This window comes from Rheinheimera sp. SA_1 (assembly GCF_001669775.1).
In the GTDB taxonomy this organism is placed as follows: domain Bacteria; phylum Pseudomonadota; class Gammaproteobacteria; order Enterobacterales; family Alteromonadaceae; genus Pararheinheimera.
This window is the reverse complement of record NZ_LXWK01000019.1, coordinates 1-14,400: the sequence shown is the minus strand read 5'-3', so window position 1 is coordinate 14,400 and position 14,400 is coordinate 1. Positions and strand designations below refer to the sequence as shown.

At 44.9% G+C, this 14,400-nt stretch carries 11 protein-coding genes and 4 pseudogenes; 5 read left to right on the top strand and 10 right to left on the bottom strand.

What is annotated here, in order from left to right:
• Positions 1-310: 310 nt before the first annotated feature.
• Positions 311-1,594 (top strand): annotated as a pseudogene (locus tag A5320_RS19450) (IS5 family transposase).
• 941 nt (positions 1,595-2,535) lie between these two features.
• On the opposite strand, the gene A5320_RS19435 reads toward A5320_RS19450, so the two are convergent.
• From A5320_RS19435 to A5320_RS19405, 7 genes and pseudogenes are all read right to left on the bottom strand, one after another.
• Entirely contained in the window at positions 2,536-2,829 is a 294-nt protein-coding gene (locus A5320_RS19435; RefSeq protein ID WP_068069173.1) for a transcriptional regulator, read from the bottom strand.
• Between the two features lies 1 nt (position 2,830).
• Positions 2,831-3,292: a hypothetical protein gene (locus tag A5320_RS22050; RefSeq protein WP_068069170.1), complete on the bottom strand. Its 462-nt coding sequence runs from the start codon at positions 3,290-3,292 to the stop codon at positions 2,831-2,833.
• Positions 3,293-3,497: 205 nt separating this feature from the next.
• Positions 3,498-3,834 (bottom strand): annotated as a pseudogene (locus A5320_RS21810) (transposase); the annotation flags it as partial.
• A 151-nt stretch (positions 3,835-3,985) separates the two neighbouring features.
• Positions 3,986-4,900: a chlorinating enzyme gene (locus A5320_RS19420; RefSeq protein ID WP_068069167.1), complete on the bottom strand. Its 915-nt coding sequence runs from the start codon at positions 4,898-4,900 to the stop codon at positions 3,986-3,988.
• Positions 4,901-4,969: 69 nt separating this feature from the next.
• Positions 4,970-5,215 carry an acyl carrier protein gene (locus tag A5320_RS19415; RefSeq protein WP_068069164.1) on the bottom strand — a complete coding sequence of 82 codons (246 nt, stop codon included), beginning with the start codon at positions 5,213-5,215 and terminating at the stop codon, positions 4,970-4,972.
• Positions 5,216-5,239: 24 nt separating this feature from the next.
• Complete coding sequence (locus A5320_RS19410; RefSeq protein WP_068069161.1) at positions 5,240-6,724, bottom strand: amino acid adenylation domain-containing protein; 1,485 nt, start codon at positions 6,722-6,724, stop codon at positions 5,240-5,242.
• A 15-nt stretch (positions 6,725-6,739) separates the two neighbouring features.
• Positions 6,740-7,591: a trypsin-like peptidase domain-containing protein gene (locus A5320_RS19405; protein WP_068069159.1), complete on the bottom strand. Its 852-nt coding sequence runs from the start codon at positions 7,589-7,591 to the stop codon at positions 6,740-6,742.
• Between the two features lie 1,603 nt (positions 7,592-9,194).
• Here A5320_RS19405 and A5320_RS19395 point away from each other — a divergent pair.
• The 3 genes from A5320_RS19395 to A5320_RS21805 all read left to right on the top strand — a co-directional run bounded on the left by A5320_RS19395 (position 9,195) and on the right by A5320_RS21805 (position 11,114).
• Positions 9,195-9,713: an isocitrate lyase/PEP mutase family protein gene (locus tag A5320_RS19395; RefSeq protein ID WP_068069157.1), complete on the top strand. Its 519-nt coding sequence runs from the start codon at positions 9,195-9,197 to the stop codon at positions 9,711-9,713.
• Positions 9,714-10,170: 457 nt separating this feature from the next.
• Complete coding sequence (panD, locus tag A5320_RS19390) at positions 10,171-10,548, top strand: aspartate 1-decarboxylase (protein ID WP_068069156.1); 378 nt, start codon at positions 10,171-10,173, stop codon at positions 10,546-10,548.
• Between the two features lie 326 nt (positions 10,549-10,874).
• Positions 10,875-11,114 (top strand): hypothetical protein, encoded by a 240-nt coding sequence (locus A5320_RS21805; RefSeq protein WP_082971918.1) that lies wholly within the window; start codon positions 10,875-10,877, stop codon positions 11,112-11,114.
• 104 nt (positions 11,115-11,218) lie between these two features.
• Here A5320_RS21805 and A5320_RS19380 read toward each other — a convergent pair.
• Positions 11,219-12,280 (bottom strand): annotated as a pseudogene (locus A5320_RS19380) (IS630 family transposase).
• 112 nt (positions 12,281-12,392) lie between these two features.
• Positions 12,393-13,158 (bottom strand): annotated as a pseudogene (locus A5320_RS19375) (IS4 family transposase); the annotation flags it as partial.
• A 195-nt stretch (positions 13,159-13,353) separates the two neighbouring features.
• On the opposite strand from A5320_RS19375, the gene A5320_RS19370 reads away from it, so the two are divergent.
• Entirely contained in the window at positions 13,354-14,127 is a 774-nt protein-coding gene (locus A5320_RS19370; protein ID WP_068069155.1) for a thioesterase II family protein, read from the top strand.
• 185 nt (positions 14,128-14,312) lie between these two features.
• Here the strand turns inward: A5320_RS19370 and A5320_RS22045 are convergent.
• The coding region (locus A5320_RS22045; protein WP_147291831.1) for an integrase core domain-containing protein at positions 14,313-14,400 on the bottom strand (88 nt) is incomplete at its 5' end.

Genomic DNA, 14,400 nt, shown 5'->3' with positions numbered 1-14,400 from the left:
CAAAAACCCAGCAACGCGCTCACACCAGTATATATAACACACCAAGATGTTAACTTAACACAGCTTAAAGCACATGGTGTGTTAAAATTTCAAATTAGCCAATTAATTGCCCTGAAGTAGGTATAATGAGGATGGTTTGAAGATATCAGTCTGACCGGCGTTGGCGGAGTCAACTCAACATCAACGGCCTTAGTTAGTCGTCCCTGAATATAAATTAAATTATTGATCCTATTGACGATCTATACAGTTCATTTAATCTGAAACTCCCAGTTTTCGATGTGTACACGTTTAAAATCCGGGAGTTTCAGAGATGAAACCACGTCAGAATTCACCAAAACCCCAAATCGATTTGTTTCGCCAGCCTTTGGTCAATTTGCTCGATTTGCGCCATGAACTTTGCAAGTTAAACGCGCTGATCGACTGGCAACGTTTGCATGACGAATTTGCGCCGTTATACGGTGACGATGCTCGCCCTGGCGAGAGTATTCGGCTAATGTGTGGCCTGCAGTATTTGAAACATGCGTATGCGATGTCAGATGAACAGGTGGTGCAGCGCTGGGTAGAAAACCCTTATTGGCAGTACTTTTGTGGTGAAGAATACTTCTGTCACACCTTGCCGGTACATCCAACATCGATGACCAAGTTTCGCAATCGCATTGGGGCAAAAGGCTGCGAGCTATTGCTCTGCCTGACCGTCGATGCGGGTATCAAAAGCCAAACCGTTGATAAAAGCAGCCTGTCGGAAGTTGTGGTAGACAGTACCGTCATGGAAAAAGCGGTGGCCTTTCCAACCGATGCAAAGCTGTTAATCGTTGCCGTGAACAACTGGCAGACCTAGCCAGGGTCAATGGCATGAGCCTGAAACAAACTTTTGAGCGCAAAGGCAAAGAGCTGCTAAGTCAAATAAGTGGTTATGGGCGGACCAAGCAGTTCAAACGGCTGGCCAAAGGAACCAAAACCTTAAAAACCTGGTTGGGTCGGGTAAGCCGGTCCATAGAGCGGCAACTGGCAACGAAACCAGAGTTAGAGCCGTTGTTTAAGACCAAACTGGCTCAGGCGAAACAACTGCAAAGCCAGCATAAACGCAGCAAAGATAAACTTTACAGCCTGCGTGCGCCGGAAGTGGAATGTATCGGGAAAGGCAAAACGCACAAAGCGTATGAATTTGGTGTGAAAGTCAGCATAGCCACCACGATAAAAGAGCAGTTTGTTGTTGCAAGCCTGGCAATACCCGGCAATCCGTATGATGGTCATACGCTCAAACGGACATTGGAAGCGGTGACAACACATACCGGCAGGCCGGTCCATCAGTGCTTTACGGATCGGGGTTATATATAAAGGAAACGACGCGCCAGCCGATGTGCGGGTGTTTATTGCGGGGCAGCGGCGTGGTATCACCACGCATTTTAAACGCAAGCGCAAACGTCGAAACGCCATAGAAGCCATCATAGGACACATGAAAACTGATGGCTGGTTAGGCCGAAATCACCTTAAAGGCATTAGCGGCGATGCGATGAACGCGCTGCTACGTGGTGCAGGCCAGAATCTACGGAAAATCCTGAAAAAGCTCCGGCTTTTTTGGCTCAAAATTTAGAGCTGGTTGCTGGCAAATTTCTGGCACGGTATGCAAAGTCAGCGTCAGATGATGCAGGCTTGTTAGTGCAGACTTGCAGATTTATAAAAGAGCCCTGATCTTCCATTTAGAAAATGGGTTATTCAGGGACGACTAGTTATCGACTGCGCGGATTAGACGCCGAGCCTCGTCGCAAGGACCTGCAGACATTTGTCATACAGAGTTGATGTCAGGAGTCTGTCGGCCTAGCAACAGCAGGTCAAGCAGACCATCAGGCAGAGCTGACGTAGTCGAACAAAATAATGCTAAATTCAAACTTGTCACAGCCCGCATAACGCAGCAATGACAGGCAACATCATGTTCAAACACAATGACCTGCATAGCAGGAATGATGTGAATTCAGCCCTCTGCTCTGGCAGTTCAGAAATATTTTGTCCGACGGCAGTTGATGCCAGCAAGGTCGGCGCTGACAGTTCAAACAACTTTCGTTGCCAGCCGGCACTCTCAGTACAAAACTGTAGCAGCATCGTTGAATACCTGGCCAGATTGACTATATTGCAGCAAAGCCGACACAGTATTGATAAACCATACCAGGCCTATAGCGGGCTGGCATACCGGGCAAGCCTGCCGCATATTTTTTAGCTTTTTCACCAGCAGGTATCCATGCCTGAATGTAGCTATACTGCCATAGCTACCCCCCTAATCCGGCCTTATTGCAGTTTGTGCCGCTTCCTGAACAACCTGCACGTTCGGCAATTCAACCAGCAATCCAATCAATGTTGCCCCAGCCATTGCAGGTACTTTGCATGCTGCTTTGCAGCTGTTTCAGCCGACAGGGCCTTTGAGTCACAATTGACTTGTCTGAACCTGAACCTGAACCTGAACCTGAACCTGAACCTGAACCTGAACCTTTAATAATTTTATCGGTCTGCACAGCGCAAAACCAATACACCTGTTCAGACCTATGCTTGCCCAAGAATGGCTTTCAGCGCCGCAACATGCGCATGAAATGCCTGCCTGCCCTTGCTGGATAACGACAACCAGGAGCGCTGCCGTCCCATCTCCGAACGTTTGTGCACAATCAGATACTTCGCCTCTTCAAGACATTTCAATTGCTTAGACAGTACCGAATCACTTACCGACAATTTGTCTCTGAGCACTTTGAATTCTATTTCGGCAGTAGCATCAAGTAGCGCACAGATCTGCAACCTGTTCGGCGCATGGATCAAAGGATCGAATTTACCCGTTTCAGCCACTTTAGTACTCCCTGCCCAACTTCCCAGCAGGGTAAAAATGGTTGAGAAGCAATAATAACACAGCTCCAGACAATGCACCGGCATAAGCAACCCAGCCATTGCCCTCCTGAGCCAGGGAGCGGCTCCCAATGCTGAGCAGGCAAAATAGTATCAAAACAATGCCGAAGCACTTGGCGCTGCTATATGAATACGGCACCACTTTGGGCTTAATACCTAGCAAGCGGCTGCGATAATGATAAAAACCGTAGCAGAGCGCCAGTACAACAGCGGCCAGAATAGCGATAAATGCCCAAGGGTTATTGTCGTTCACCTGAGCAATAGAAAAAATCAACACTCCACTGGTTATCGACATTAGCAGGTTCAACCACAGCGGCGGTCTGAGCATTTGCACACTATGCAGCTCCGCTTGTTGCAATATGTTTTTGGCTTGCGCCGCACTGACTCGAGATTGTTGATCTGACATCTTGTTCACTCCTTTTGCATCTGTGACAATTTCAGCATGACACATACTTTCCATACTGTAAAGTCACAACTTTCCACAACGGAAAGTTAAAAGGCAAGAATGAAAAAATTTACGACAGAAACAATTGAATAGATCCCCTTTTCTCAACACCTTAGACATCTTCAAAATGGGCCTGAATGTTGCAAATCGACATGCATCGGGCTTATAACGAGATAATGCGTTCATCAAAGCCGCGCAGCTCTTTTCACCTTTTTTAAGCGGCTGCGGTTCAAAGCTGCCGTTGCGGTCACGCGGCGTGTCAATCTCAATATCACCATGGATACTACGCACCGTTTTACGGCTTTTGCCATTACGGGAGTTGCCTGTATTTTTACCGGCGGCATCATGTTTGGCATAACCAAGATGTTGTTCCATCCCGGCTTCAAGCGCTCGTTCGGCAAGTTTTTGGTTAGCTACTTGAGCAGACCTTGCTCACCGAGCAGGTCTTCAGGTGATTTGTATTCAGCTAACAACTGATCGATAAGCTGGTCTGATACTGGCATTCTATTGTCCTTTCAAATACATAGGTAGAATACCACTTACCCAGATTTTTTTACGCTCTCAAACATTTACCGGTGATAAGTCATCCCCGGCATTGTCGGGGATGACTTTTCAGCTAAATCACAAAAATTATAAATCTCAATTATCTCAATCTTATTTAAATGGAACACCGCGCAGGTTCTCAGTAATAACTTTATTGTGCTTAAAGTTATCTTCACCGGCCACCAAAACGACACCATATTTATCAAGAGACAAAATGCTGCCATATTCTTCCACTGTATCTGTACCTGGATACACTTGGCAGCTGGTCGGAACATACCGAGCGGTCACCGCCAAACGAGTTTGATCTGTGGTTGAATTTGGATATGAAGCGTGCATCAACGTGGACCAGAAAATAACACACTGGCCCGCCTTCATTTCGATAGATACGGCCTTAGACTCGTCTGGTACAAAATTCGGGTCTTTTTGCAGGTTTCTGTAGTCGTAACCGAAGAAGCCACGCTTGATACCGTTTTTCTGCAGATTGTTAACCATCTCCGGTGAATACTTCATATCCTTGGTTTCGTCGTAGAACATTTCTTCGTGGGTACCAGGGATGAAGCGCAGGCAACCATTTGCTTCGGTTACATCAGTTAAAGCCGTCCACACGGTAATGGCGCCACCGAAATCACTAGAGCCAGGCCAAACTATTTGCGGTGCGCCTGATGCGTGTGCGAAAGTGTCTGCCTGATGCCAGTCAGTACCCTCATCACCAGGATATTTAGGGAACATTTCAGAACGCCAACACAGCAGATCAGGGCCTAAAATGTCTTGTACCTTGTCAACAATCCGTGGCTGAGAGATGTGTTTTGTAAAGAACTCGATATCGAGATGGCGGTCATAACCAGCCAACAAGCTATTGTGTGGCAGGTTATAGGCGCAGTTAGCTCTGTCGAAAATGTCTGCTCGGATATCGCGGTATTTTTCTTTAATAAACTCGGCTTCGTACAGGTCGAGTGGACCTATGTAGCCATTTTCACGGAAAAATGCCAGTTGCTCTGGGGTAAATTTAAACTTTCTCTCACTCATAAAAGGTAACTCCAAATTTTTAGATGTTGTGGGAACTGATGATGATTATTTGTGGCTCATTCAGAGCAACTAGACAGCAGTCTGCTGACTGAGGTTGCTGTACAACTTAATCCAGCCATTTAAAGTTGAGTGTCGCATCAGATCACTTGTCGTTGTTTCTAACTGTAATGCTTCCTCTGCTTTGATTTGCAGCTCCACCACAGTCAGAGAGGAAACGCCAAGATCGAAAATATCGGCGTCACCGTCGACATTCTTCAAAGCATCTTTTTCGTTAAACAGACGAGTTAATATATTTTTGATTTCTTCAGTCTTCATAGTTTTCATCATTTTTAGCCACGGTTAGGGTTGGTTTAAAAGGATTGATTGAATATCAAGCTTACCGTTACGAGTAAGGGGGAGCTCTGCAGATTCAATCAACTGGTCGGGAATCATATAATTGGGCAGGGTATAAGCGAGTTTTTTACGTATTTGACTCAACTCCAGCTTTTCGTTCTTAACCGGCTTCAGAACAGCGACCAAAAACTGATCACCACCAGGGTCTTGCTGTACCCATAACGCCGCATCACTGACAAGTTCAAGATCTAATAAAGACGACCTTATTTCATCCAAGGACACCCTGAAACCTCTGATTTTAACCTGATTATCTTTGCGCCCTAGGAATTCGATTTCGTTTTTGTCGTTATAACGTACGATATCTCCCGTTTTATACAACAATCCACTACTCTTACTGGTATCGTTAAAAAATGCGTCGCGATTCCCGTCTATGTATCCGAGGGATATACCAGTACCGCCAACCACCAATTCCCCGGGTGAGGCCATCTTTAGTTGGTCGTCCAGAATAAAAATATCGGTACCGGTGATGGGAGTGCCAATAGGTACTGTACCTGCGGGTCTATTATTCTTGGTCATTCGATGACAGCAGGTAAAAGTTGTATTTTCTGTAGGCCCATATCCATTGATCACCGTGATACCTTCGATAGTATCCAACACTTTATTGACCGCATTGGGATTTAGTACATCCCCGCCCGCCAAGAGTGTGTGTAAAGGAGATAGTGCGTTAATAAAATTCTCTACGACGATATGGAATAACCCGGCGGTAAGCCAAAGTATCGTGACGTTATGTTGTCGGATTTCGTTTCTGAAGATGTTAGGATCAAACATCTGCCCTGAGTAAATGGCCAAGGTCGCACCATTTAACAACGCTCCCCATATTTCCAAGATTGAAGCATCAAATGCAGGTGAAGAAAGCTGTAAAATTGCATCAGACGTCTTGATGTCGATATAGTTTGTGTCAATCACCAGACGAACGATCGCCCTATGGGGAACCTTGACGCCTTTGGGCTCCCCCGTGGACCCGGAAGTAAACATTACATAGGCTAAGTCGTCTTTACCTGTATCAGTGCAAACAAAGTCTGCCAAAGAACTACAAAAAACCGAATTGTTATTGCTCTCAATCAATCGTAAGTCGGCACTAAGCAAATCATTACACGGCAAATCCGTGATCATTAATTTTACGGACGCTTTTTGTATACTGAACCTGTTACGGAGGGCTGGATTATTGGTATCCAGTGGCAGGAAAGCCGCGCCGCATTTCAGTACAGCGACCATAGCGATAAACATATTAATGGAGCGCGACATGAATATTGATACGGTATCGCCTTTTACAACACCATTGTTGCGCAGACATTCAGCCACATTATTAGACAACTGATCCAACTGCCGGTAGGTAACTTGCTCCTGCTGATATTTCAGTGCGATGTTGTCAGGATATTTGGCTACGACCTGCTTAAAAATATCGATAACACTCTGGTCCTGATGTTGCATTTCAGCTCCCTGCTTTTAATAGGCCGATGAACGAAAACTGATGGAGTTAGTTGATTCTAAGTGTCGGCGTATATTGGCGACATGATTGGCGTGGCCAAAACGCTGCCCTGCATATCTTCCTGCACCAATATTTATTCCAACTACTTTTCCTGAGCGATCTACCAAGGGGGCACCGCTGGTATATTTGGGTTCTGTGCCGTTTATTTCAGCAAAGCGAAAGATCAGGGTCTGCTCAGTGCATTCAACCACGACTGCCGAAATGAGGTTGCCACAATCTTCCTTTTTAACGTGTAACCATACTGCGTCCCCTTTTTGCGGCAAGTTTTTTGCTAAATTCAAAGGATTTAGTACCGGCTTATCGTTCACTTCGAATGCCGCTATATCCGCGCTGGCATCGGGTTCCGGGACGTCGATTCTCGCATGCCGCAGGGACAGCATCGAGTGGCAGGTGGCTACTAAATGCAAAACCCAACGAGTTTCTAATACGTCGTATAAATTAACCTTAAGCATCAGAGCTGGCAGTTCATCACCTGTGTGGTTGATATTTTTAATGGAACAGTCAACATTGTTGGTTTTTATAATAGGATCAAGCACATGAAGCGCCGTAAGCATGATGCTTAAATTGTTTAACCTCACCACGAATCCATAGCCGGCAATGCAGCCGCCGTGCGGTGACGAAAATTCCGGTCTGATCAGGCTGATTCTTGGTAGCTGAGGCTTTTGAACATCAGGTAATGGAATGGCCGTCCAGTCATCAGTGAACTGCCTTGACTCAGGAATGAGAGGTTTAAATTGGTGTAGCCCTGCAATAGGATGAAAACTTTCCTTAGCTGGATGGTGAATCTCATCCCTTTCGTATAATTTCATACAGCGGCCGCACAAATATCGTTGTGGGCCGAGTGAACAGGTCTGACATTCGAAACAATCGCCGATCGCCGGCTGGCATCCACAGTGCCCACAGTACTGCCATATGTGATATTTGATACCAGTTTCCATAAGCGACAATTGTTCTCGTTAAAGTTAATACCTGGAGCGGCCTATACGCACTTTAGATATTTATCAGCGTCTGCCCTGGGACAGAAAAGTCATCGCAATATCCGTATATAAACAACCTGGTTTATCGTGCCGCCGACGATAAATTCTGTCTCTTAAATTCACTTCTAATAGGAGTATCTTTTCATCCAATACTTGTGACTTCAGGTATTACAAATCTGGGTATTGGAACAGCTTCACTGTCTACACGCATTATTACTATATTTCTCCGTCGGCCACAGGTTTGAAGTTCACTCAAACGACAAGACTTTCTTAGTGTGAACGACAATCTTGTATTTAATATGACCAAGTGAAAATCGTGTGTCAACTGTGAAGCATGTAAATAATATGCAGACTCAAGTGAAAACCCGGTGTCAACTGTGAGGTATGTAAATAATATGCAGACTCAATAACAGCCTGACTGAGCTTATCGGCTGGTGCCTGCATTGGAGGTAACCTCTCGGCGAGGTGCGGTTCTGATCATTGCCTGCCTTGCTGTGAGAGGCTGGCGGGGCAGTTTCTGTAAGCGAAATTTGCAGTGGAGTCTCGATACGTGGTGTTGGCTGATGCATATGCTGCCCGCTTGCTGGCTTTAGGTTTCAGGGCAACGCCACAACGGTTTCAAGGGGGCGCAAGTAGTTGCTTGTCAGCGCTGGTGCATAGGCTCCCACGAACCCATTTCTTCTTACACGTGAGATCGCTTGGCGTTTTTTATATTTCACCGATTTTGCATTGCTTTTGCAACGGGCTGATAGACGGATATTAGCCGATAAAACATGTTGTCCTTGCAGATGCCATTTATTGTTGCCGATTGACGGTCGCGGCAGAGCAGGATTGGTGCTTCCATCTATGTCAGCGGATGGCGCATTCACAGCGGTTAAGCGATGCGTGCACTGATGAAATGGGGCTAGTGGATGGATAATGCCTCGTGATTTCCTGACCGCTGACGCAGAGTCAATAGGATGTTGTATTAACGGGATAAACGGGATAAACGTCTTGGTTTCTGATGCCGCCAGGTTCAAGCGAGTGTTTCTGTGGATCAGTATATCTGCTTAATTGCAAAAAACTGTCAGAGCAAAGTTTATCATCCAAATTTTGCCGCTTAATAAAAAAGCTGTTGTGTTAACCTGGCTAATGTTGCAACATCGTTTACTTGTTAAAAAAATTAAACCCTACGCGGTTAACAAAGACATCATGGATTGGTCGCCACAACATGGTAATGAATATCCCATGTTAAAAACGTTACTCTGATGCAAAGGAAGCAGGCAAAACATCTTTAATCATATGTGCTGGTCATAAAGCAACAATTTATGCGTAGCTGGCTCTGTTTTATAGCGATGAGTGTGCTGCCGGACAATCACATGACTGTTTCTTTTAAACCCGTAAGCAGATGGTGAATTATAAGGGGCGGGATGGTTAATAATATGGGTAAAGCACTATGAACCTGAAAGAGAGAATAAGTTACGGCAAATTACTCGTAGTTCCGGGCTGTTTTGATGTGGTTAGTGCAATACTAATCGAGGATGCTGGTTTCGAGGCTGTTTTTGTAAGAGGTTATGGCATCTCTGCCAGTGGCATGGGTTATCCGGACATCGGATTAATGAGCATGAACGAAGTACTTGCCGTTAATCGTCACATTAAGGCTTCTGTCAAAATTCCAGTGATTATGGATATCGAAAATGCCTATGGTGATACGGACCATCTCAATACATTAATTCACGCTATAAATGCAATGGATATTTATGGTATTCAACTCGAAGATCAAGCCTACCCGAAAAGCTGTGGTCACACGGATAAGCAAGTCACTACTCCAACCGAGCAATACCTGGGTAAATTAGATACGGTCATGAAGTTCAAGCATGACAAGATGGTCGTTGTGGCCAGAACAGACAACAGTGATGTGCAGCAGGGAATTGCCAGGCAAACCGCTATCGGGATGCAGGGGCCGATGTCATGAGCATGGATGGCTTGTGTTCTGTTGCTTATGTTAAGCATGTCGTCGAGTCGGTTAAAAGCCCTGTCATGGTGAATCTGCTTCTGGGTGGAAAAACGCCCATTATCAGTGAAGCAGAGGCGTAGGCATTGGAGATAAGTGTTTTGGTATACTCCACACCGCACCTTTTCAGCAGTAAAAATCACATGTCCAAAATGTTGGATACGTTGATAACCAATAAGAGCCTTGGCGCTCTCGCGCAAGATAGTTCTGCATTTAATGATTACCAGAAGTATATAAAGATGAAGCGTGAACGACGCATTGAGTAGGAAAAGGTGAGTAACTTTGATATTTAATCGTCGAATGTGTGTAGACGGCAATTTAATTTTGTTATTTACGAACATGTCAGTGTTGACACAACAGTCGGGTTGTACGCTTGACAAACGCTGAATAACAAATGTCTTTTTACTTAGGAGGAAAAGTGGACATTACCTTATTAAAATGCAAATTACATATGTGTAGGGTTACAGCTACAGAGCTTACCTATGACGGCTCATGTGCCATTGATTCAAGCTTAGTTGAAATGGCCGGGCTGCGAGAATTTGAAAAAATCGATATTTACAATGTTAATAATGGCGTGCGGTTCCATACTTATGTAATTTTGGCTGAGCCTGGTTCAGGCATTATTTCATTAAATGGTGCCGCGGCAAGGTGCGCCCAGCCAGGCGATGCAATTATCATTGCTGCTTATCAGCAATGCAATGAAGAAGAAACCATTGGATACAATCCCATACTCATTTATCTAAACAGCAAAAATGAAGTCGTCAGAACCTCTAACCAAATTGAAATGCAAAAATAGCTATCAGTGATTGGATGCCGACGGGGCATTGACCGGTCTCGGGCTGATTTAATTCAGTGAACCGAAGACGAATAGCGGGTGCTTTATGCTTGATACTATCCCGCCGTGTCAGAGTAGTTGTCCTGTCTTCTTTTCACAGTAGTTTGAGTTAGACGGCGGGTGGTTAGCAGGTTGAAATGGCTATATCCCCAGAAAGAAAAGAAGCGATCTTAAAGAAATTATTACCGCCAGTTAGTCGCTCGGTAGCGCTGTTGGCAAGAGAGGAAGGCATTGGCGAGCAGACGCTGTAAAATTGGCGTAATCAGTTAAAAGCTCAAGGATCTGCAATGCCGGTAAGTGGTCAAAAGCCTGATGGTTGGTCAGGAGAAGCAAAGTTAGCTGTGGTCATTAAAACCGCCCCGTTATCTGAAGCCGAATTTAGCCAGTATTGCCGTGTAAAAGGCTTGTGGGTTGAGAAGGTTAAAGAATGGCGCAGTGACTGTGTCATGGGCACGATGAGCGAGACTCAGCGCAAGGTCGCTGAGAAAAACAGGTCAGAGAAGATAAAAAGCTTATTAAGCAATTAGAACGCGAGCTAAACCGTAAAGAAAAAGCCTTAGTGGAGGCGACAGCGTTGCTGGTACTGCGAAAAAGCTCAGAGCGTACTACCTGACGGATCCCCGGAAATAATCTAACAATATAATGTAATTACCTTCCTGACTTTTGACCAATCAACAACACTGACCCATTCAAGCAGTTGCCTGACTGCTGCTTGGATCTCCTCGCCGCTGGTGTTCATAAAGTGGTATACTTGCTCCAACAAGTCATCCATGTTCTTACACTGACGGTTACGGGTTATCGTTTCATGCAGCGCATGCCATAGCTTTTCAATTTTGTGGTGCCATGGGCTGTATACCGGTAAAAACAAGAGCTTGAACTTTGGGGTCTCATTCAACCATTTCTGCGTTTTTTGCTCTTATGGATGATGTAATTATCCACAATTAGCATGATACTTTCCGCACGCCGGTATTGCCCTTTCAGTTGCTCTAACAGCACAATAAACAAATCACTGGTCTTGCGCTCACCACCAACATAACTGATTTATCCTGTCTGGCAGTGCAATACCCCCGCCAGATAGTGTTTATTATTCTGGCCGGGTGTAGCTACCTTACGCTGCTTACCTTTAAAGCCCCAGTCGGCACCAATATTCGGATTCAGGTGGATATCCACCTCATCTTGATAAAACACCGGATGTTCCGCGCTGCAATTTTCCAGTGCCTCCTGCATGGCCGCTAACTTAGCTTCTTTATCCGGGTCTTGGATATACAGCGTCGGTGCCGTACGACGCCAGGCGATGCTTACCTGTGGCAATCACCGCTTGTGAGTTGAGCTATGAATAACGATACGGTAAAGCTTATGCAGTTGCAGTGCGAATAATTCACTACTCCAATGCGACCGCGGATAACCCAGTGTCCTTGGTACATGGTTCACCAGCAGTTTTAATACGCCGCAGATCAAGCCTTTTGGTTGACTTGCAGGTCACCCACCCCCCTTGGTTTTAAGGCCATCTATACATGCTGCTTCATACCAAACTGATGAACGGCCTGCTTGCAACACACGGGCTACTTGCGACTTGATTTCACCTTTTAGCACCAATAACACCGCATTTGCCTGAAGGCACAGGTCTTTATCTCGGGATTTTATGTACAATTTTCTTCAAGCGGCGGGTTTCTGCGCCGTATAAAAATGCTATTTTGTTCTTACTCAATGCGGATTAGTGACTTATTAGTGTGGCGACCGATCTGATCGTGTAAATCGAATTGAGTTCCCTGCCTCGGGTGATTTACTATTTGGAACAGCTATTTAGGCCAATGCACGTCTAAATCCAACGCTCCTGTACTGGGTAATTCTTTTAGCCATGTTTGCAGTGGTTTTGCGTGCTGGCTGTTGTTGCAAACGGCCATTGGATTCACGCTGTTGCTCATGCGGCTGATGAAAAAGCGCTGGCATCTTGCAGTTTCTGAATATAACTCTTTGAAAAATAACCGGCATCAGCCATAAATAAGAACCAATTAATGATGACGCTGATGGCAAGTAATCCTGCTCTGGCGCAATGTCTTCGGTCAGGCTTACGCTCTGTGGTTGTCCTTTGAATACGTCATAGGTGACATGCAACTCAACCGCTACAGGGCTGTGTACATTTAAACGACCTGGAAAATAGTGCATTAAGTTGTCATGTACCGCGAAACTGGTGCCATCTTGCAAAATAATGCGGTCAAAAACATCCTGATACTTATCCCTCAGAGTAAGGATGTCTGGAAGATGCACAGCCAATGCTTTTTCAAACACCTCTCGCATGAACTCAGGTGCAGCCATCTTAACCAATTGTTTATGAGATGATTTTAGCTGTATGCCAGTGACATGCATATGATTAAATTGACGCTGGATATCAGCAATTGAATTCGTTGTCGCAGAGCCAAGGGCGCTAACCAGCGCCATGCAAAACTTGTGGGGCGTGACCTGGCAGCGTCGTTTCATAAATCCGGTTTGTCGTCCAAGCGTATCAAGCTCAACTGACGAAAAAAGTCATTCAAAAGCGTTTAAGAATCGGATATCTTGTTCATGCTTCATTCGTTTGGCCTGCGAATGTGATCTTTTTATCTGGTAAATCAATTAGATCACGAATGAAGCACCTCTTCAAATCCTAAAGATCATACGTATGAGCAGGTTTTACTTGACTAATAAAAGTTGAAATTCTGCTGTTTTTTTAAAAAGGTACGAAGTTTGCCGAAGTTGCAAATTACAAAAACAAAATGGATAAATACTATGAGTAATTGGTTTCATTGTTTTTCGCCAAAGCTAAATGCCACATTACGTTTATTTTGCTTTCATTATGGCGGTGGCGGTGCCTCAGCATTTCGGGACTGGCATGAGCTGTTACCTCATCATGTTGAAGTGATTTGTGTACAGTTTCCTGGCAGAGAATCCAGATTTCCCGAACCTTTGATTTCAGATCTGAATGAAATATGCAGTCAAATCATTAAAGAGATCCAGCCTTACCTGAATAAACCATTTGTATTTTTTGGCCATAGTCTGGGCGCACTGATCACTCATCATGTGTCCGCTCGATTGATGAACTGCGGGTTAAGAACCCCTGAAACAATTATTGTATCTGGTCGTTCAGCGCCGCAGGATGACGAAGTCTATTACAAGAAAATCACTCATTTGCCAGATGATGAGTTTGTGGAGAATCTCAAAGAGTATGGTGGCACTCCTGAGTTGATATTGGAAAATACCGAGCTTATGAATGTTTATGTGCCTATTTTACGCTCTGATTTTTTGGTTTCTGAATCAAAGGAACGGGTTCCAGGGAAAGTAAGTTTTCCTATAGCGGTATTTGGTGGATTTCAGGACAAAATGTCCGAACAAAAGTTATCGCAATGGCAGCATGAAACAACAAAATCATGTTCAGTAACAATGTTTTCCGGCAATCATTTCTTTATTAATCAGAATAAAGATGAGGTTCTGAAAACCGTGGCCGAACTGCTTGCGAATGTCACCAACACAAAGCAGCAAAATGCTTCATTTTTAATGAAATAAGAATGAGGGGGAGACAGGCAAGTTCGAGCCAAATGAATCGGCTTCCGACAATAAGGTACGCACACGCTCGGCAAAACTATGGTGATGCCGGGCAGATGCGTCAGCTGCGATTGCTTCGACGGTCATTTTGAATCTTGGAATGTCACGGTAATCCTCCCATTTTTAACCGAAGTTAAAAGTAGAGTTTATGCAGCCATCAATGGCGGCTTTCCGCCATTGGCTTTGTGCGGTCGTTCATGATTGTAAAACCATAACCATTTTGTGGCATAGTCC

Coding starts and splice junctions, on each gene's coding strand:
- A5320_RS22050 (WP_068069170.1), bottom strand. CDS start 3,292: ATGTCAGATCAACAATCTCGAGTCAGTGCGGCGCAAGCCAAAAACATA.
- A5320_RS19420 (WP_068069167.1), bottom strand. CDS start 4,900: ATGAGTGAGAGAAAGTTTAAATTTACCCCAGAGCAACTGGCATTTTTC.
- A5320_RS19415 (WP_068069164.1), bottom strand. CDS start 5,215: ATGAAGACTGAAGAAATCAAAAATATATTAACTCGTCTGTTTAACGAA.
- A5320_RS19410 (WP_068069161.1), bottom strand. CDS start 6,724: ATGCAACATCAGGACCAGAGTGTTATCGATATTTTTAAGCAGGTCGTA.
- A5320_RS19405 (WP_068069159.1), bottom strand. CDS start 7,591: ATGAAATTATACGAAAGGGATGAGATTCACCATCCAGCTAAGGAAAGT.
- A5320_RS19395 (WP_068069157.1), top strand. CDS start 9,195: ATGAACCTGAAAGAGAGAATAAGTTACGGCAAATTACTCGTAGTTCCG.
- A5320_RS21805 (WP_082971918.1), top strand. CDS start 10,875: ATGCCGGTAAGTGGTCAAAAGCCTGATGGTTGGTCAGGAGAAGCAAAG.
- A5320_RS19370 (WP_068069155.1), top strand. CDS start 13,354: ATGAGTAATTGGTTTCATTGTTTTTCGCCAAAGCTAAATGCCACATTA.